The 20,356-nt window shown below is 40.7% G+C and carries 17 protein-coding genes; 5 read left to right on the top strand and 12 right to left on the bottom strand.

The features are described from left to right. The 9 genes from KW060_RS14945 to tviB all read right to left on the bottom strand — a co-directional run bounded on the left by KW060_RS14945 (position 1) and on the right by tviB (position 9,718). Positions 1-555, bottom strand: a complete 555-nt coding sequence (locus KW060_RS14945) for an acyltransferase (RefSeq protein WP_249036233.1) — start codon at positions 553-555, stop codon at positions 1-3. A 67-nt stretch (positions 556-622) separates the two neighbouring features. Beyond that, the gene (locus tag KW060_RS14940; RefSeq protein ID WP_249036232.1) at positions 623-1,867 is read right to left on the bottom strand and encodes an oligosaccharide flippase family protein; all 1,245 of its coding nucleotides are present in this window, start codon (positions 1,865-1,867) and stop codon (positions 623-625) included. Between the two features lie 2 nt (positions 1,868-1,869). Next, a complete protein-coding gene (locus KW060_RS14935; protein WP_249036231.1) occupies positions 1,870-2,946 on the bottom strand; it encodes a DegT/DnrJ/EryC1/StrS family aminotransferase in 1,077 nt (358 codons plus the stop codon). Further along, on the bottom strand, positions 2,946-3,527 hold the full coding sequence (locus tag KW060_RS14930) for an acyltransferase (protein ID WP_249036230.1): 582 nt from the start codon (positions 3,525-3,527) through the stop codon (positions 2,946-2,948). Before KW060_RS14930 ends, KW060_RS14935 begins: the two co-directional genes overlap by 1 nt. Next, positions 3,527-4,480: a Gfo/Idh/MocA family oxidoreductase gene (locus KW060_RS14925; RefSeq protein WP_249036229.1), complete on the bottom strand. Its 954-nt coding sequence runs from the start codon at positions 4,478-4,480 to the stop codon at positions 3,527-3,529. Before KW060_RS14925 ends, KW060_RS14930 begins: the two co-directional genes overlap by 1 nt. Before the next feature lie 16 nt (positions 4,481-4,496). Beyond that, positions 4,497-6,383 (bottom strand): sulfate adenylyltransferase subunit CysN, encoded by a 1,887-nt coding sequence (gene cysN / locus KW060_RS14920; protein WP_249036228.1) that lies wholly within the window; start codon positions 6,381-6,383, stop codon positions 4,497-4,499. Continuing rightward, positions 6,383-7,282, bottom strand: coding sequence for a sulfate adenylyltransferase subunit CysD (cysD, locus tag KW060_RS14915; protein WP_249036227.1), 900 nt, complete (start codon positions 7,280-7,282; stop codon positions 6,383-6,385). Before cysD ends, cysN begins: the two co-directional genes overlap by 1 nt. Positions 7,283-7,405: 123 nt before the next feature. After that, positions 7,406-8,440, bottom strand: a complete 1,035-nt coding sequence (locus KW060_RS14910; RefSeq protein ID WP_249036226.1) for an NAD-dependent epimerase/dehydratase family protein — start codon at positions 8,438-8,440, stop codon at positions 7,406-7,408. A gap of 3 nt (positions 8,441-8,443) precedes the next feature. Next, positions 8,444-9,718, bottom strand: a complete 1,275-nt coding sequence (gene tviB, locus KW060_RS14905) for a Vi polysaccharide biosynthesis UDP-N-acetylglucosamine C-6 dehydrogenase TviB (protein ID WP_249036225.1) — start codon at positions 9,716-9,718, stop codon at positions 8,444-8,446. Positions 9,719-10,093: 375 nt separating this feature from the next. On the opposite strand from tviB, the gene KW060_RS14900 reads away from it, so the two are divergent. From KW060_RS14900 to KW060_RS14880, 5 genes are all read left to right on the top strand, one after another. Next, on the top strand, positions 10,094-11,464 hold the full coding sequence (locus KW060_RS14900; RefSeq protein ID WP_420833201.1) for an L-cystine transporter: 1,371 nt from the start codon (positions 10,094-10,096) through the stop codon (positions 11,462-11,464). A gap of 57 nt (positions 11,465-11,521) precedes the next feature. Continuing rightward, positions 11,522-12,115, top strand: coding sequence for a uracil-DNA glycosylase family protein (locus KW060_RS14895; protein ID WP_420833130.1), 594 nt, complete (start codon positions 11,522-11,524; stop codon positions 12,113-12,115). A gap of 115 nt (positions 12,116-12,230) precedes the next feature. Next, a complete protein-coding gene (locus tag KW060_RS14890; protein WP_249036222.1) occupies positions 12,231-13,430 on the top strand; it encodes an amino acid aminotransferase in 1,200 nt (399 codons plus the stop codon). A 51-nt stretch (positions 13,431-13,481) separates the two neighbouring features. Next, positions 13,482-14,285, top strand: coding sequence for a diaminopimelate epimerase (gene dapF / locus KW060_RS14885; RefSeq protein ID WP_249036221.1), 804 nt, complete (start codon positions 13,482-13,484; stop codon positions 14,283-14,285). Positions 14,286-14,296: 11 nt separating this feature from the next. Beyond that, positions 14,297-15,382, top strand: a complete 1,086-nt coding sequence (locus KW060_RS14880; protein ID WP_249036220.1) for a serine hydrolase domain-containing protein — start codon at positions 14,297-14,299, stop codon at positions 15,380-15,382. Between the two features lie 15 nt (positions 15,383-15,397). On the opposite strand, the gene pyrC is transcribed toward KW060_RS14880, so the two are convergent. Genes pyrC through KW060_RS14865 form a run of 3 tightly spaced genes read right to left on the bottom strand, consistent with a single transcriptional unit; the run spans position 15,398 to position 20,318 of the window. Then, entirely contained in the window at positions 15,398-16,444 is a 1,047-nt protein-coding gene (gene pyrC, locus KW060_RS14875) for a dihydroorotase (RefSeq protein WP_249036219.1), read from the bottom strand. A gap of 31 nt (positions 16,445-16,475) precedes the next feature. Continuing rightward, positions 16,476-17,591 (bottom strand): serine hydrolase domain-containing protein, encoded by a 1,116-nt coding sequence (locus tag KW060_RS14870; RefSeq protein ID WP_249036218.1) that lies wholly within the window; start codon positions 17,589-17,591, stop codon positions 16,476-16,478. 3 nt (positions 17,592-17,594) lie between these two features. Beyond that, positions 17,595-20,318, bottom strand: coding sequence for a M16 family metallopeptidase (locus KW060_RS14865; RefSeq protein WP_249036217.1), 2,724 nt, complete (start codon positions 20,316-20,318; stop codon positions 17,595-17,597). Positions 20,319-20,356: the final 38 nt, after the last annotated feature.

Raw genomic sequence — 20,356 nt, 5'->3', positions numbered from 1 at the left:
TCAAACTTGTTCTTCTTCTTCTGTAGGGTTGTATGGATTTATTTCTTGTATTAATTTCGCGGGTACACCTCCTATGATTTGATTTCCTTTCGGGAAAGACTTATTCACTACGGCTCCTGCTGCAACTATTGTATGATCGCCTAACTCTACGCCTGGAAGTATTGTGGCATTGGTTGCTATCCAACAATTATCTCCTACAATAATTGGGGTATTCTTAATATAGTTATTAAAGTTCTCAATATCATGATTCATTGAAATTAAAGAGACACGTGGTCCAATCCAAGTATTTTTCCCAATCAGCACCCCATTCCTTGCATCTATGTAGCAATTCAGTGATAATCCAGGGAATCTTGTTCCACGTTTAATCTTTGAAGGCTGTCTAATTTGTGAGGTCCAATGAACTGGCCATGGTACATGAGCATTTACACGAAATATTTTTTGAATAACCGCACATTTTAATGTCGTTAAAATTGGAATGTTTTCAGGTGCAGTTTTCAATTCAGGAAACATAAGCAAGCACAATTGTCGTAGTATAATTTTTATGATTTTTTTCATAATTCTTTCTACTTATATTCCAGTATTCGAAGTCTACATTAACAAAGTAAATTTACATCTCAAATTATTATACAAATTTATTATAGTGATTTTTGGCAACATTTATTACCATAAATATTTGGGTTATATATATAAGGCTCATAATTAGTGAATAACAAGACATTACCAGTTTAAGGTCTGAAGTTATTAGCGAGCATAAATAAATACTTAAGGTACTCATTATGGCAAATATACATTGATAGTATAGGCCCCATTCATTTTTGCCATAAATTGCAAATCTACTTACGCTTCGTGCTATAAATGAAAAAATTGCAAAGGGTAATAAAATATATGCTAAAGCTACAGCTTCATTCCAATTTTCTCCCATAATTATAGCTATGCCATTGTTATATAAGAATATAACTATGAATGTAAAAGTGATTAAAGACAAAATAGCAGAGAGTCGAATATAGTATAGTACACTTTTTAAATACAGTTTATTTTGAGCGATACGTTTAGTAACATCTTGCGATAAAACTTTGTTTATATTTGTTGAAATCAAAATGACCGGAGCTAAAATTAGTTTTCTGATAAGTAAGAAGTAACCTGCGTACTGCTCTCCAAAAAGAGATCGAATTAATAAGATGGGAATTTGATTTCCGAACGAATTTAAAGCACCAGCAGGTAAACTATATTTTGGGAATTTCTTATTTCTTGTTAGGAAATAGGAAATTCTATTTAAGCTAATAGCATGAATGCCGCTTACAAGTGATCGAAATGTAAAAAGAAGATAAAAGAAAGATGCTATTAAGTTTCCTAGAAGATATCCATACCAAAGACCTATTGTCATATCACTTAGTAGAATTTGTAATACAGCAATGGATGTTGTTTTTAAGATAGCAATATAAGCAATTATTTTGAAAGATTTTGTCCTAACAAGCCAGTTCATACTTATTTGTTCAAATGCCAATAAGGCAGTAATGGTTATATAAGTGATTACTGGAAAATCTAGGTTTATTAAATGTAAATAACTGACAAAAGTCAGTAGAAGAAAAGCGGCTAGAGATAGGAAAAGTACAACTAACACAGATAAAGCGGAGGCAAGGCTTGCCACCCTTTCGGTTTTTGGAAATATGACCGTTAGTTCATATTTTAGACCAATCATAACTGACATTATTGTACATATTGCTAACGCGGACCCGAAAACACCAAAACTTTCGGGAGTATAAATACGCGCAAGTATAAAAGTGGAAATTATGCTGATTAATTGACTTAATGCTGTCCCGGAGACAAGAGTACTAATGTATTTAATCTTATCCGATAGTATTATCACTGTTATTTATCCAAATACCCATGCATGGGTAAGCTGAATACAGATTTACTTAAGTCTTCTGCACATGGGAAGTTGTCAGAATTATTTCTTAAATCTTTAAAAACAGTTTGCTGATGCATGCATGTTTCATAATAAATAACCGTGGGGATACCTTTTTCCTTATATTTGTTCCTATAACTATCCCGATTATCGGATTTTATTGTATATTGTGCCCAACTGCTGGCGTAGCCTTTTGGTACATAAGGTGTAACAATATCATTATACATAGATAATTCTTTATTATATTTTTCAGCGGCATTTTGACGCGCGATTAATTCATCTGGGAAAAACGATAATTTTTCTAGAAGTATTGCCGCTTGTATCGTATCCAGACGGCTATTCATTCCTATTCTGATATTGTCATATTTATTGGTGCCTTTACCGTGCACTCTTAAAGATTTAATGAGCTGTGCATAGTTATCATTATTTGTAAAAATCGCGCCACCATCACCATAACACCCTAGTGGTTTTGCGGGAAAGAAACTTGTGGTGGCGATGTTACCGAACGATCCTGCTTTTTGACCATTAATAGAGCCACCAAACCCTTGCGCTGCATCTTCGATAAGTAATAAATTATATTGATCAGCGATTTTTTGGATTTGCAGGTAACTGGCGGGCAAGCCAAATAAATCAACTGCCATGATGGCTTTGAGGTTATATTTCCCATTTTCTTGTGCGGCAACAATTCGTTTTTCCAGATCTTGTGGGCATATGTTATACGTGACCTCATCACTATCAACAAAAATTGGCGTCGCACCAACAAAGGCAATTGCCTCGGCGCTCGCAAAGAAAGTGAATGTTGGGCAAAAAACAGCATCTCCTGGCCCGATTTTCATGGCCATGAGAGCGAGTTGAAGGGCGTCTGTGCCATTGGCACAACTAATAGCGTGCTTGACGCCAACATAATCGGCGAGTTTTTCTTCAAATTCAAAAACTTCCGGTCCCAAAATATACTTACCATGGTCCAGAACTGTTTGTATGCGAGCATCAATTTTGCTTTTTAAATGCTTATATTGCGCCTGTAAGTCGATAAATTGCATCAGTCCCCCTTGCTTAATGATGCGCCGTTAAGAATATATACTTCATTTGAATGGGGACAAGTTGTTTTTCCTTTTCCTTTGAGGGGTAGATCGAGTTGTTCTCCATACTCACTCATCCAGCCAATTTGTTTTGCGGGCACACCCACCATAAGGGCATACGGTTTTACATCTTTGTTGATGACAGCGCCTGCGCCAATAAACGCATATTCACCTATGGTTACCCCACACACAATGGTTGCGTTGGCGCCTAATGTCGTTCCTTTTTTAATAAGAGTATCTTTATATTCGTCTTTGCGTTCAATGCCTGATCTAGGGTTATAAACATTGGTAAAAACCATGCTTGGGCCGCAAAAAACCTCGTTTTCTAGAGTTACATTGTCATAGACGGAAACATTATTTTGTATTTTACAATTATCACCAATTGTAACTTTGTTGCCCACAAATACATTCTGACCTAGTGAGACGCTTGAGCCAATTTTTGCGCCGCTACATACATGAACAAAGTGCCAGATACGAGAATTGTTCCCGATTTGTGCACCTTCATCAATAATTGCGCTATCGTGGGCAAAATAATCTGCCATTATCCAACTTTCTTTACGAATGGATGTTCTAATTCAGTGTTTTGGATTGCGTTTTGTTTTCTAATATTGCTAACAATTTCAATACTTTTTCTTGCTTCTTCAAGCCCGAAGCCGCCACCATCAAGAATATCTTGATAACTTAATGTATGTAGGTCTGTGAAACCACCGGAAAACTCAATCTCTTCACCATCAACTGTAATCGAACGATATGTGCGCATACCAGTTTTTTTAATATCATCAGGAATATAATCGTAGTTAACCGATAAGAACCATCTTACTCTGGCGTGTTTAAATTCTAGATATCCCGCATTTGCATCGGCTTGTTTTAGGTGGGATTGGTTGTTCTTTACGTTGCCAAATATCCAACCGAGCATATCATAAAAATGTACGCCAATATTTGTAGCAATGCCCCCTGATTTATCTTCGGCACCTTTCCAAGAAGTGAAATACCAATGCCCTCGGCTCGTAAGATATGTCAAATCAACGTCAAAAACTTTTGTGGGATCTTTTGCCACTTGTTCTTCAACTTTCTGTTTTAAAGCAATAATGCTTGGATGTAGTCGCAGTTGAAGAATATTATAAATGTTCTTTCCTGTTTCATCTTGCACGACTTTTAAAGCATCGATGTTATGAGGATTAAGCACAAGAGGTTTTTCACAAATTGCATGAGCATCATGTTTTAATGCAAAGCGAATGTGACTATCATGTAGGTAGTTTGGAGATGCAATGCTCACATAATCAATTTTTGTGCCTTTTCTTTTTAATAGATCAATATGGCGATCAAACCTTTCATATTCGACAAAGAAATCAGCTTCCGGAAAATGGCTGTCAATAATGCCTACAGAATCATTTTTATCAAGTGCAGCCACAAGATTATTACCAGTTTCTTTTATGGCCTTCATATGTCGGGGTGCGATATACCCCGCTGCGCCGATAAGGGCAAAATTTCTCATATTTTTCTTCTTATTTTTATGTAATTAATTTCCCAACAATATATTCCGCTGCTTCATCCGCCGTATAATCAACAGTATTTACATGAATTTCGGCGGTTTCCGGAATTTCGTATGGGCTATCTATACCCGTGAAATTCTTAAGGTTTCCTGAACGAGCTTTTTTATAAAGGCCTTTTATGTCTCTTTGTTCACATACTTCAAGTGGTGTGTCGACAAAAATTTCGATGAATTCCCCCTCTTGTACCATTTCGCGTACCATGCGACGTTCAGCTTTAAAGGGTGAAATAAATGCTGTCAATACAATAAGTCCGGCATCAACCATCAATTTTGAAACTTCGCCTATGCGTCTGATGTTTTCTACACGGTCCGCATCGGTAAAGCCGAGATCCTGATTGAGGCCATGACGGACGTTATCGCCATCAAGTAAATATGTGTGTTTGCCCAAGGCATGGAGTTTTTTCTCAACCAAGTTGGCGATGGTTGATTTTCCTGACCCAGAAAGACCGGTAAACCATAATATTTTGGCTTGTTGGCGTTTTTGTTTTGCTCGTGTTTCCTTATCAACGTCAACCGCTTGCCAATGAACGTTACTGGCGCGGCGAAGGCCGAAATTAATCATGCCGCAGGCCACCGTCGCGTTGGTGAATTTATCAATTATGATAAAACTGCCCATCGATTTATTTTGTGCGTAAGGATCAAATGCTATTGGTTCCGCGAGATTGATATTCACGAGACCGACTTCGTTAAGTTCAAGCACTTTACCGCTTTCATGATCAAGTGTATTAACATTGACCTTATGTTTAAGGTCGGAAATCATGCCTTCGGTGGTTTTATTATTGGTTTTAATCAAATATGGGCGGCCCGGGAGCAACTGTTCTTCATGCATCCAGATAATATGAGCCTGGAATTGATCGGTTGTTTCCGGTCGTTCATTTACTTTGGCAATTACATCACCGCGTGAAATATCAATTTCATCTTCAAGACAAAGAGTAATGGCCTCATCACATTGGGCTGTGTCTTGATCGCCGTTCGCTCCTATAATTCGGCTGATTTTACTTGTTTTGGCATTGGGCAGGGCGATGATCTCATCACCAATATTTATGGTGCCACCAGCGACAGTGCCGCTAAACCCTCTAAAATCAAGGTTAGGCCTGTTTACCCATTGTACAGGAAATCTAAACGGTTTTTCATTATCCTGTTTGTGTATTTCCACAGTTTCCAGAAATTCAAGTAAAGTTGTTCCTTTATACCACGGGGTATTTTGGGAAAGTTCCAAAATATTATCACCCATCAATGCAGAAAGCGGGATTGAAGTGATGCTTTCAAATCCAAGTTCTTCGGCAAAAATGCGGTAGTCTTGCTCAATTTGATCAAAGGTATTTTGATCATAGCCTACCAAATCCATTTTATTGATGGCAAGGACTACATTTTTAATACCAAGCAGGCTTACGATAAAACTGTGCCTTCTTGTTTGTGTTAGAATGCCTTTTCGGGCATCAATCATCAAAATTGCAAGATCGGCCGTCGAAGCCCCCGTTGCCATATTACGGGTATATTGTTCATGACCGGGTGTATCAGCAACAATAAATTTTCGGGTCTCCGTCGAAAAGAAACGGTAGGCGACATCGATAGTAATGCCTTGCTCACGTTCGGCCGCAAGGCCATCTACCAATAGCGCAAAGTCAATTTCTTGCCCTTGGGTGCCTTGTTTTTTACTGTCATTTTCAAGGGCTGATAACTGATCTTCAAAGATCATTTTGCTGTCATATAACAGGCGGCCAATAAGTGTTGATTTTCCGTCATCGACAGAACCACATGTGATGAAACGTAAAAAACCTTTTTCTTCGTGAGATTTAAGGTAAGCAGAGATATCTTTTTCAATAAGATCGGATTGATGTGACATTAGAAATACCCCTCCTGCTTCTTTTGCTCCATAGAGGCACCAGTATCATTATCAATCACACGACCTTGTCGTTCGGATGTTTTGGTGAGTAGCATTTCCTGAATGATGGCTTCTAATGTATTTGCCTCACTTTCCACGGCGCCGGTAAGTGGGTAACAACCGAGCGTTCTGAAACGTACGGTTCTGTGCTCAACTTTTTCGTCCTCATGAATGGGCATGCGGTCATCATCAACCATGATAAGTTGGCCATCCCTTTCGACGACGGGACGTTTGGCGGCAAAATAAAGTGGGACAATCGGAATATTTTCCAGATGGATATATTGCCAGATATCAAGCTCTGTCCAGTTTGAAAGCGGGAACACGCGTACGCTTTCCCCTTTTTGGGTGCGGTTATTATAGATATTCCAAAGTTCCGGACGTTGATTTTTTGGATCCCATCTGTGCCCTGCGGAACGGAACGAGAAAACGCGTTCTTTGGCGCGAGATTTTTCTTCATCACGGCGTGCGCCACCAAATGCAGCATCAAATCCATATTTATCAAGAGCCTGTTTTAAGGCCACCGTTTTCATAATGTCTGTATGTGTGGCAGAACCATGGGTAAAGGGCCCAATCCCTTTTGTTATACCATCCGGGTTCGTATGAACAAGTAGATTTAAGTCATTGTCTTTCACCATTTGATCCCGGAAAGCGATCATTTCTTTAAACTTCCACGTGGTATCCACATGAAGCACAGGAAAAGGTAGTGTACCAGGGGCGAAGGCCTTAAGCGCAAGATGAAGCATTACGGCACTATCTTTGCCGACGCTATAAAGCATCACCGGATTTTCGCTTGTAGCGGCGACTTCGCGAATAATATGTATACTTTCGGCTTCCAGCCGTTCCAAGTGGGTTAGGCTCATGTATCCTACTTTCCCCAAAATAAATTAATGAATCAATTTTGTTGTAATACAATTAATTGGGGAAATAATCTATATAGTAATTATATATCTACAGAATAGTATAACTAATGACCATCAAAAATATTAGTTTTGGATTTTTGTCAGATTTTTGACATACCATGGCATCGCTTTCTTAATACCATTTTTGATTTTATAATTGGGGGAATATCCAAGTAATGTACTAATTCTTGAAATATCGGCTTGTGAATGCCTTACATCACCTTCTCTAAAATCTTGATGAATTGGATCTTTAGTATATTCAATATTGTTTTCGGATAAGGCATTTTTGATGTTTTCAAATAATTCATTCAAAGTGGTTCGATCACCAAGTGCTACATTATATACCTGATTTAATCCATTTTCAGGGGCGAGGGCCGCAAGAATATTTGCTTGCACAGTATTTTCGATAAAGCAGAAATCTCTGCTTGTTTCACCATCCCCATTAATAAAGATATCATCATTTTGAATTATTGCTGAAGCCCATTTTGGAATGACAGCAGCATATGCCCCATTTGGATCTTGTCTTTTCCCAAAAACGTTGAAATATCTTAGGCCAATTGAATTAAAATTATATGTTCTTTTGAATACATCGGCATAGAGTTCGTTGACATATTTAGTAACGGCGTATGGTGATAATGGTTTTCCTATATTTTCTTCGATTTTCGGAAGCTCTGGATGGTCGCCATATGTAGAACTGGATGCCGCATAAACGAAGTTTTTGACACCAGCATCTTTAGAGGCTGTTATCATATTGAGAAAGCCCGTTACATTGACGGTATTACTTGTTAGAGGGTCAGCAATCGAACGGGGAACAGAGCCTAAGGCTGCTTGATGCAAGACATAATCAATGCCTTGAACGGCATTTACGCATGTTTCGAGATCACGAATATCACCTTTGCTAAATTGAAAATTTTTCCATTGCTCTTTTGAAACAATAGATGCCACTTCATCAAGATTATGCTGATGACCAGTCGCAAAATCATCAAGTCCGATAACTTTTTGATCCATTAGTAATAACGCCTCAAGTAGATTTGAACCAATGAAGCCGGCTACCCCAGTGATGAGCCATGTCTTGGGATCATTTTTTATTTGATTTTTGATTTCATCATATCGTGACATAGATTATAACCTTAAGTCAGATTTGTCTTTTTCAAATAAGGATTTAAGGTCATAAAATAATCCTCCCCTTTTCAGGTATTCGCGTATTCCATCAGGGCCAATTTTGATAAATTCATTATGTGCCACAGCCACGATTACGGCATCATATGCGCCTATTTCAGGATTAGTATGCAATTTTAAGCCATATTCTTCTTGCGCTTCTTCTTCAGAGACCCAAGGGTCATAGATATCGACATTGACATTATATTCTTTGAGTTCAGAAATAATATCTATTACTTTTGTGTTTCTAAGATCAGGACAATTTTCTTTAAATGTTAATCCCATCAGAAGTATATTTGAGTCATCAACCTGAATTTTGTTTTTGATCATTTTTTTGATGAGCTGTGTCACAACATATTCGCCCATGCCATCATTTATACGTCTTCCGGATAAAATTACTTCCGGATTATAACCGATTGATTGCGCTTTATAGGTTAAGTAATAAGGATCAACACCAATACAGTGTCCACCAACAAGGCCGGGACGGAAGGGTAAGAAATTCCATTTTGTGCCAGCAGCTTCAAGAACATCCAGTGTATCAATATCAAGCATATTGAAAATTTTGGCTAGTTCATTGATTAAGGAAATGTTGACATCGCGCTGTGTATTCTCAATGACTTTCGCAGCTTCAGCGACTTTAATACTTGGCGCCAAATGTGTGCCAGCTGTAATAATATCCTGATATATTTTATCAACCAGTTCTGCAATTTCTGGTGTTGAGCCAGATGTGACTTTTTTAATTGTCGGTAATCTGTGTTCTTTATCCCCCGGATTGATTCGTTCCGGGCTATATCCTAGGAAAAAATCCTGATTAAATTTTGATCCGGAAGTTTTTTCGAGGATCGGCATACATACTTCTTCTGTGCATCCAGGATAAACGGTTGACTCATAGATGATGATATCACCTTTATTAATCACACCTCCAAGCATTTCTGATGCTTTTTCAAGTGGGGTTAGGTCGGGTTGTTTATGTTCATTGATCGGCGTGGGCACCGTTACAATATAAACATTACAGTTTTTCAGTTTTTCAATATCTGTTGTGTATTTTAAATACGTGGCTTCAGTTAATTCATCTGATGAGCATTCTAGTGTGCTATCTTCACCACCAATTAGTTCATCAACGCGAGATTGATTAATTTCAAACCCCAATGTTTCGCGTTTTTTACCAAATTCAACAGCCAGTGGCAGCCCAACGTACCCAAGACCAATAACGGCGATTTTAGTATTTTCAAGTAGCATTCAATATATTCCAAAAGTATTAGTTTAATAAAACATTGCTTGTATAACATATTTAATATGAGAACAAGATGACACAAAAATTGTTCTCATATTTGAATATAAAAATTGCCGATTAAGCACGTGCCTGAATGAAAATAGAATTATATTTTGAAAAACATAAATATACAAAATATAATTTTGTGAATTACCATAATGAAAAATAACATCCTTAAATTTTGGAAAAAATGGTATAAATTTTGAAAAATGAATTATTTAACATAACTTATTAGGAAATAATTCTTTTGTGATCTCTTGAAGTTTTGCGTGATAATGACTATTAAAGAAGTGGGGTTGGGCGATGAAGGTGTTCATTGCCAGTGGTTTAAGGAATTTTATATGTCAATTACTGTGCTTTTAAATCTTGCGGTCTTTGTTGGGTTATTGGTGTTACTCGCAAAATTCAGCAAGAAAGATATGAAACTTTCCAGAAAAGTGATCATGGGCTTACTGGCTGGTGTTGCCTTTGGGGCGGCGTTGCAGCTCTTTTACGGTACGGATACGCAAACAGCCAAGGAAACACTGGCCTGGACCAATGTGGTCGCCAATGGGTATGTGAGTCTTCTTTACATGGTTATTATGCCGCTTATTGTCGTTTCAATGGTATCGGCGGTTACCAAGATTGATGAGGTAACATCGCTGGGTAAGATCGGTGGTTCAGTGGTTGCTGTGCTCGTTTTAACCACAATGATTTCATCTGTAGTGGCCATTGGTGTGACAGAAGTTTTCAGCCTTTCGGCCGAAGGTATGGTGAGCGGTGAACGTGAAACGGCGCGCCTAGCAACCATCGAAGGACGTCAGGGTCGTGTCGATGATTTAACAGTTCAATCAATGCTCGTGTCCTTTATTCCAAGGAATATTTTCCTAAGTCTATCCGGACAAGCCGGGGCCATGTCGATCATTTCTGTTGTAGTCTTTTCCATTTTATTCGGGATTGCGGCGCTTAAAGCAACAGAAGAACATCCTGTACATAAAGAAGCCTTTCATAAAGGTATTGATGTATTACAAACCATTGTGATGAGATTGGTTAAGATTGTGATGTCCTTAACACCATATGGTGTGATGGCATTAATGATCCGCGTCGTGGCAGGATCAGACCCGCAAGATATCTTGAATTTAGGTAAATTTATTGTGGCCAGTTACATTGCGATCGCGATTATGTTTATGGTGCATGGTTTGCTATTAAGCCTTACCGGATATAATCCACGTAAATTTTTCAAAAGCGTTTTCCCGGTGCTGACATTCGCCTTTACATCCAGGAGCTCGGCTGCTTGTATTCCGCTTAATGTGGATGCACAAACCCGTAAGCTTGGTGTGCCAAAATCAATTGCCAATATGGCGGCTACATTTGGGGCGACCATTGGTCAAAATGGCTGTGCGGGCATTTATCCGACCATGCTTGCATTAATGGTGGCGCCAACCGTTGGTGTTGAGGTCGACTTCACATTTCTGGCGACCCTTGTCGGTATTGTAACCATCAGTTCATTTGGTGTTGCTGGTATCGGTGGCGGTGCAACATTTGCGGCTATGATCGTGTTACCGGCAATGGGACTGCCGATCGAGATCGTTGCGCTATTGATTTCAATTGAGCCATTGATTGATATGGCGAGAACGGCGCTGAATGTGAATGGCGCTATGACGGCCGGTGTCATTACAAGTCGTTTCATTAAGGTTGAAGAGACGGATGCCACTGAACAACCAGCAGAATAATGAAATTTAATGAATTATTTAAGGCGGCGTGTTTAGTAATAAATGCGCCGTTTTTTTATGAGAAACTTTGATACATTATTATCAGAAATAAGATCTTGCAGAATATGTGAAGATAATTTGCCCTGTGGTCCTCGCCCTGTTATTCAGGCAAGCAGCACGGCAAAAATTCTTATTGTCGGGCAAGCCCCGGGCATCAGGGTGCATGAAACAGGTATCCCTTTTAATGACCCAAGTGGTGACCGGTTAAGAGAATGGATGGGAATAGACCGCGAACAATTTTATGATGAGCGTAAAATCGCACTTGTTCCCATGGGGTTTTGTTATCCGGGCACGGGAAAAACGGGTGACTTGCCTCCTAGACCAGAATGCGCAGATATCTGGCGTGATGAGATTATGGAACATTTAAAAAATGTTGAATTAACATTGATCATTGGTGGATACGCCATCAATTGGCATCTAAAGGGCCAGAAAAAACGCACACTCACTGAAACGGTAAAATGCTATCATGAGTATGGTGATCATATTATGGTTTTGCCGCACCCGAGTCCCAGAAATAATATCTGGCTAAAGAAAAACCCATGGTTTCAAACGGAAATTATCCCTGAACTTAATGGACGGGTCAGAAAAATACTGATCAGTGATAAAAACTAGTCGTTCTTGATAAGTTTTCATTGACAGCAGGGCGCAAGAAAAATTAAATCCAATGGTAATTTTAACGAGCGAAGACGTGCTTCTGCACCGCTCAAATATATAAAGGAAAAATGAAATGCTATTCAGCGGTTTGGCCCCGATGGGCGATGATCCAATTTTGATGGTTTCGAAAATGTTTCGTGCATGCGAAAACCCGAACAAAGTTGATCTGGGTGTAGGTGTATATAAAGACGCTGAGGGCAACACGGCAATTTTAAACAGCGTGAAAAAAGCTGAAAAATACCTGGTGGAAAATCAGGCAACGAAAACTTACCTTTCACCGGCAGGAAATCCTGAATTTAATCAGCTTGTCCAAGATATGATGATTGGTGATGATCATGTTGCGGTGAAAGAAAACCGTGTTTCAACATTCCAAACACCTGGCGGTACAGGCGGTGTTCGCATTGGTCTTGAATTTGTGAAAACATGTAACCCCAATGCAAATATCTGGATTTCTGACCCGACATGGCCGAACCACACAGCAATTACAAAATCGCTTGGGTTAACACCAAAACCATATCGTTATTATGATATCAAGGGTGGTGAGTTCCTTTATGAAGGTATGCTTGAAGACCTAAGCGGTGCAAAAGAAGGCGACGTGGTTATTCTGCATGGTTGTTGTCATAATGCGTCTGGTGCAGATTTAAGCAAAGAACAATGGAATGAGCTAGCCGACCTGATGAAAGAAAAAGGTCTAATCCCATTTGTTGATTTTGCTTATCAAGGTTTTGGTAACGGTATTGATGAAGATAGTTATGCGGCACGACTGATGGCAGAAAAATTACCGGAAGCATTGATTGCAAGTTCTTGTTCAAAAAACTTTGCAATGTACCGTGACCGTGCGGGTGCGATTACACTTGTATCATCATCAGAAGAACTGCATAGCACAAACGCATCACATTTACTCGGTGCAGTACGTGCAAATTATTCTATGCCACCTGATCATGGTGCGGCTGTTGCCGCGCATATTCTTGGAACACCTGATCTTAAAGCTGAATGGATCAACGAAGTTGATGAAATGAGAAACCGTGTTAAGAAAATGCGTACTCTTTTTGTTGAATTGATGAATAAAAAAGCGCCAAACAGCGGTTTTGGTTATATCGCTGAACAAAATGGTATGTTTTCTTATCTGACATTATCAGCGGAACAAATTCAAACGTTGATTAATGATCATTATATTTTCTTTATGGCCAATGGTCGTGTGAATATGGCGGGGCTTACGGAAGATAATATTGAATATGTAACCGATGCAATTGCATCGCTTTTTATTTCATAATTTATGAAAAGCTGGTCTGATTTAACGCCAAAAGGGCGTCCATTTATAAAAATGCAGGGGCTTAAAAATCATTTTGCCATCGTTGATGGCCGCAATGATCCTTTTAAGCCCACAGCTGAAGAAATTATCCAAATATGTGATCCACGCACGGGAGTGGGGGCAGAACAGTTGCTGGTTATTGAGCCAGTAACCGAAGCAGGTGCGGGCGCATATGCCCGTGTTCGTATTTATAATCCGGACGGGCCAGAGGTTGAAGCCTGCGGTAATGCAACCCGATGTATCGCACGGCTCTTTTTTGACGAAACTGGCCTTGATGAAATTGACGTAGAAATTAATTTCGAAGTGCTTCATTGCGAACGCGATGGTGATAATTACAGCGTAGAAATGGGCAAAATTTCGGATCAGTGGGATAAAATTCCGCTCGCCAAAGAATGTGATACCCTTCATGTGGATATTTCTGATGAGGGGGTATCGGACGGTGTTGCCATTAATGTGGCGAATCCTCATCTTGTTTATTTCGTTGATGATTTTGATAGTGTTGATCTGGCGGCGGTTGGGGCACGCATCCAAAAGCATCCAATGCTTCCAGAATCAGCCAATGTGGGCCTTGCTGAAATATTGGATGAAGATAATATCAAGTTTCAGGTTTATGAAAGACCAGGTGTATTGACGCAAGCCTGCGGCAGTGGGTCCTGCGCCGTGGTTGCAGCGGCCTTTAAACGCGGATTGATTAAAACCCCATCGGCAAATGTTCATATGCCGGGCGGTAGTTTAAAAATTTCTTATAAAGATGCGGTATCGCCCGTTATGTCTGGACCAGCAGAATATTGCTATAGCGGATTTTTAAAAAGATAGAGGGATGATCTATGAAAAAATGGATTGCGGTTTTTATGGCGGGTTTATTAACAGCCTGCGCAAGTGAGAAGACGGAAATGACAAACGAAAAAACATCCGAGCAACAAATTGATGAAATTTTTGCAGCCTTTACCGGTAATAATCCGGGTGCGGCCGTGATGGTTATTCAGGATGGTAAGGTTACCTTGCAAAAAGGATACGGCATGGCCCGTGTTGCAGACGGCACACCGGTAACACCAAAATCAAATTTCCGTCTTGCTTCAGTGACCAAACAATTCACCGCGATGTCGATCTTACAGCTTGTGGAACGTGGTCAGTTGACCCTCGATACATCACTGACAGACATCTTCCCTGAATATCCCGAACATGGAAAAGATATTACCATTCGCCATATGCTGCAACATTCATCAGGATTAAAAGATTATGCCCCAATGTCGGAATTGGGTCTTGATCGTCAATTTACAGATCAGGATGTTTTTGATTTCATGGTGACCCTGGATGATGTTGATTTTGCCGTTGGCGAGCAGCATGTTTACAGCAATTCTGCCTATGTTTTATTTACCAAAATCCTTGAAAAAATTACCGGCGAACATTGGCGTGATTATGTAAAGGCAAATATTTTTGACCCGATCGGTATGGATAATACACTGGCCTTTGTTGATGGTGTTAATGTGGTATCAAACCGTGCTTATGGACACACTGTTGCGGAAAATGGCGATATTACTGAAACCGACCAAAATGACTGGAGCGCCATGTTGGGTGACGGTGGCATATATTCAAGTCTAGAAGATTTTTATAAATGGGATCAGGCCCTTTATACGGATAAGCTTTTAAGTCAGGAAATGATGGATGCCATGTTCGTAAACCGAAAAACCAATGACGGTACGCTAATGAATTATGGTTATGGCTGGCGCCTTGAAAATTATAAAGGCATGGATGTGCATTATCATACCGGCAGCTCAATTGGTTTTCGCAATATTTACTACCGCATTCCGGAAAAGAATTTTTCACTTCTGATTTTCAGAAACCGTGATGAAGGTGGTGAGTTCAGCAGCCTTGAATATGCCCACGATATGGTGGATGTATTCTTTAAGTGAGATTAATGCTCTGGTTTAATCAATAGACCAGAGCAATTCACCACCGGCGCGGAACGGGACGACCTCTTCGTTTCCAAATGGGAAGCTTTCCGGAATAGCTACTTTCTTACGGGTGAGTGTGATTTTTTCACGGTTTCTTGGCAGACCGTAAAAATCAGGCCCGTGATGGCTCGCGAACCCTTCTAATTTGGCAAGGGCATCTGCCTTATCAAAAATTTCAGCATATAATTCAATGCCGCCGTGGGCCGTGTATATACCAGCGCATCCACAGGCGTTTTCTTTGGCGTTTCTTGTGTGTGGTGCACTATCAGTACCGAGGAAGAATTTTTTGTTTCCACTTGTCGCCGCTTTGACCAAGGCTTCGCGGTGTTCTTCACGTTTTAATATCGGCAAACAATAATTATGTGGTTTGATGCCGCCTTGGAACATCGCATTTCTGTTTAACAGCATGTGATGGGCCGTAATGGTTGCGCCCACATTGGCGGATGATTTTTCAACAAGTTCCACGGCATATTTTGTTGTGATATGTTCAAAAACAACCTTAAGGTCCGGGAAGTTTTTAATGATGCCCTCAAGGAATTGTTCAATGAAAATTCTCTCGCGGTCAAAAACATCAACATGCGGGTCGGTCACTTCGCCATGTACAAGTAAGGGCATGCCTTCTTCTGCCATGGCCTCAAGAACATCATAACAGGCGACAATATCACTAACGCCCTTTGAAGAATTGGTTGTTGCACCCGCAGGGTACCATTTCACCGCATGCACAAAGCCAGCGTCACGCGCCTTTTTAATTTCGGAGACTTTCGTGCGGTTGGTCAGATAAAGCGTCATAAGCGGGTCAAATGTTAGCTTATAAATTGCCGGAAGCGCATCAATAATGCGGTCGCGGTAACTTTCTGCCATGTCAACTGTGGTTACCGGTTCTGCCAAGTTAGGCATCATGATCGCGCGTTGGAAACGGTCTGCCGTATGTGGCAGAACACCAGCCAGATATTCATTATCACGAACATGAAGGTGCCAGTCATCGGGTTTGGTGATGGTGATTTTATTGCTCGCGGTCATGATTTATTCCTTAAATTTTCTAATGCCGCGTTTACTTAGCATATTTTTTTGCGACAGGTAAAATGATCTTTTCCATATATGTGTTTAAAAAATCATGTGCTGCATTTTGCCCCGTATTTGCAACGCCAAGATTAACATTTGATACGATCACAATGCCGCTTGTGTCTAATATTTTGACATCGGTGGTGAAGCCAAGAATTTCACTGTGAAATGTGTCACGGGCGGGTAAATATTTTTTTATATCGGATAGTTCACCATTTAAGATTGACGCTTGAAATAGCGCAAGGTCACGTGATGTGGCAAGGATGCTGCCTGCGGGCCCCTCGGCCGTTAAACTGGTCCCTGACGTATCCAATAGAATTGTATCATCAATAAATTGAAATTTAGCATTGATGCCGACTTCGGAAATAAATTGATTGGTACCCAAATGATAATTGCCGACGCGTTTTTCTTTTGGTGGAATTTCATAACCGTCGAGGTATGTTTCTTTTAAATTATTAGGGACGAGAATGCGATTACGAATTTCATCTTCAAGCATGCCACCGGATGTTTTTTCAATGATTAATCCCAGCAAGGTTGCATTGGTTTTTGAATATGCCGTTTCTGAACCCGGGATGCTGGTCGAAATGGTCAAATTGCTTGCGTTATATTTTAAAGCTTCGCCTTTTTCCCAGCGGTATTTAGGGTTTAATTGAATGCCGCGGGCGCGGCGCTGCCAATCATTATCGCGGTCATATGAATATATGGCACTTTGCTGTGCGATTAATTGTTTTACAGTTGCGCGGTCAGCATATTCGATATGGTTTACAATATTCCCCAGAATGTCTTTTGGCGTTGCATTTTCATCAAGAAGGCCATCCTTGATCAACATCACAGCGGTGGCCGCTATATAATCACTTGATAAATCGCCAATACCAAAAAGATGGCCTTGTGAAATATTTTGCCTTTCTTCAATGTTTGAATAACCGGCCGTGCCAGACCAGATCAATCCGTCCGGTCCTGCAATCGCAACTGATATTCCCGGTACATCGCTTGACATAACAATCTGGTTAATGGTTTCACGCATTTCCCTGTCAATTTGTGTGGTGTCTTGCGCATATGACAAATTCATAAAAATCAAAAACAGAAATGTAATTTTTTTTAGCATATCTTACCTTTGTTTTTTACCGTTTGCGTCCCATACTTCTATGGTGCCGAGATTGAGATCACGGATATTTTGTTCAATTTTGGAAAGATCGCCGACAATCACCCAATACATGGCATCGGGACGAAGATTTTCTTTAGCCGTTTGTTGTAAAACTTCTGGCGTTAAGGCCGTATATTTCCCGGCAAGTGTTTCTGCGTAATTATACGGACGACCATAATGTTCGTTGCTCATAATATAATTAATCAGACTTGTATTGGTTGCAAAACGTCCAGGAAGGGGCAGGGTTTGTCCTTTTACCATCAGCATCATTTCTTCGTCCGTTGGTGGGCGGTCATTCTGATATTCTTTAAGCTCTTTTAAGATTTCCTGCATGGAAAGGGCCGTCTTGTCGGTTTGAACGGACGTGCTTATTCTGAAAGAACGTTGGCGAATGGCTTGGCTAACGTAACTGCCAGCACCATATGACCACCCCTTATCTTCGCGTAGGTTCATATTGATGCGTGACGTAAATTCACCGCCCAGAATGTCATTCATGGCGTTAATATTAAAGGCATTATCATCTGTGGATGGTGACACAAGATGTGCCGCTTGTATGATGGATTGAACGGCACCCGGTCTATCCACAAGAATAATACGTGTTTCTTCGGCATATGCAGCATCAGTTAGATTTTTGTCGCCCTTAGCACGGTTTGGGTTTTCCCAATCGCCAAATGCGTTATTCAGTTCTTCAACGATTTTCTCTAGTGTTGTATCACCGACAACATAAATTTTTGCGTTATCCGGCCTGATCCATAAATCATGAAAGTCCTGTAAATCTTGTAATTTGATGCTTTTGATGGCTTCTTCTTTTTCGGCGATGGTTCTGCCGCTATAAACGTGATCTGATCCATAAAGCACGGTTGACATTAAATTGCCGGCGATGCTGCCGGGGCTCATTTTCGCGTTTTCAAGGCTCGCTAGTGTTAATGAGCGATCCCGTTCGATATCCACTGGCCTAAAGCCCGGATTGCGAATGACATCTGCCCATAATTCAATGGATTCAGTCAGATTTTTCTTAAGCGCAGATAGGCTGATATTTGAACTATCAAGGCCATTACCAAATCCTATGCGTGCACCTAGCATGGTTTTGCGGTCTGCGAAATCAAGCGATTCAAGTGATTTCGTCCCCTCGTTCATATTGCCGAACGTGAAATCGGCAATACCATCTTTTGCAGGATGATCAGTTACACTGCCGGCATCAAATCGCATGGCCAGTGTCACTGTCGGCACAGTACGTCTTTCGGCAAGCACAACTTCGATACCATTTTCAAGTGTTGCCGTTTGCAGCGGCGGTAATTTAATCGCCGATGTACTTGTCATATCCGGCATCGCGCTTCTGTCTGCGGTGCTTTCAGTTACGTCATAACGGCCAAATGGAACCAAATCCATTTTCAAGAAACCATGGTTCAGCCATTTATTGCTCACCTCGCGAATACTTTTTAAGGTGGATGCGCTTTGCCAAGCTTGCTTTTTATGGATAAATCCCGGGTTGTTATCGTAAATGGCGCCGCTTGCCAGTAGTGATCCTTTACTGGAAATGCTCTCCATGGCGCGGATCAGGCTGTTATCAATGACGGTTTTAACGCGGTTTAGTTCTTTTCTTGTTGGCCCTTTTGCAAGGAAATCGGCAAGCATGTCTTCAATGATGGCCGCAATTTCATCCGGATCTTCGCCGAATTTAAGTTCTGCCGAAATCATGAACATACCGGATAATTCACCGGGTACCAGTGATGCGGACGCGCTGTTAACGCGTTCTTCTTCATGGACGAGTTTTTCATATAGGCGTGAATTGCGCCCACCACCAAAAATGCTCGCGGCGACTTCCAGTTCTGCATATTCTTTTGTGGTGCGTCCTGGGATTGCCCAGCTCCAGGTCATGTAAGTTTGTGGGACGTGGTCTTCCATAACCTCGTAACGGTTACTATCATGGATTGGCACCCACTGTTTGCGCTGCGTCATCGGTGGGCCAGCCGGAATATCACCAAAATACTTTTCCATTAACGGCTTTGATTCTTCAGCATCAATGTCACCGCTTAAAACGATAACAGCATTGTTGGGGCCGTAATATGCTTTGAACCATTCATGAACGTCTTCAACGGATGCACTATCCAGATCTTCCATCGAACCGATGGTGGAATGATGGTACGGGTGATCTTTCGGGTATACCCCTTCATAAATGCGGTAATAAAGTTTGCCGCCGGGCCTGTTTTCGCCCTGACGTTTTTCATTTTTTACGACATCACGTTGTTCAGTAATTTTATCTTCGTTTACGGCACCAAGCAGATGACCCATTCTGTCGGATTCCATCCATAAAATACGGTCTAGGCCGCCTCTTGGAACTGTTTGATAATAATTGGTACGGTCACGAGATGTGGTGCCGTTTATGCCGCTGGCGCCAATTTCTTGTAACGGTTTAAAGAAGTCATCGTCGTAATTTTCACTGCCATTAAACATTAAATGTTCAAACAGATGGGCAAACCCGCTTTTACCGTCCGGCTCATCTTTTGAACCCACATGATACCAAACGTTCACATTGACGATTGGCGCTTTTCTGTCTTCATGGACGATCACACGCAATCCGTTTTTCAAGGTATATTGCTCATATTCAATGATTGGCGTATCTTGGGCCACTGCTTGGCAAGTCAAAATAGAAAATGTGATAATGAAAAACGAAATAATGGGTTTCATTGATAACTCCGATTGATTGTTTCAGGCATCATACGCAA

Source organism: Pseudemcibacter aquimaris (assembly GCF_028869115.1).
Taxonomy (GTDB): Bacteria; Pseudomonadota; Alphaproteobacteria; order Sphingomonadales; family Emcibacteraceae; genus Pseudemcibacter; species Pseudemcibacter aquimaris.
This window is presented reverse-complemented; position numbering and strand designations above follow the sequence as displayed.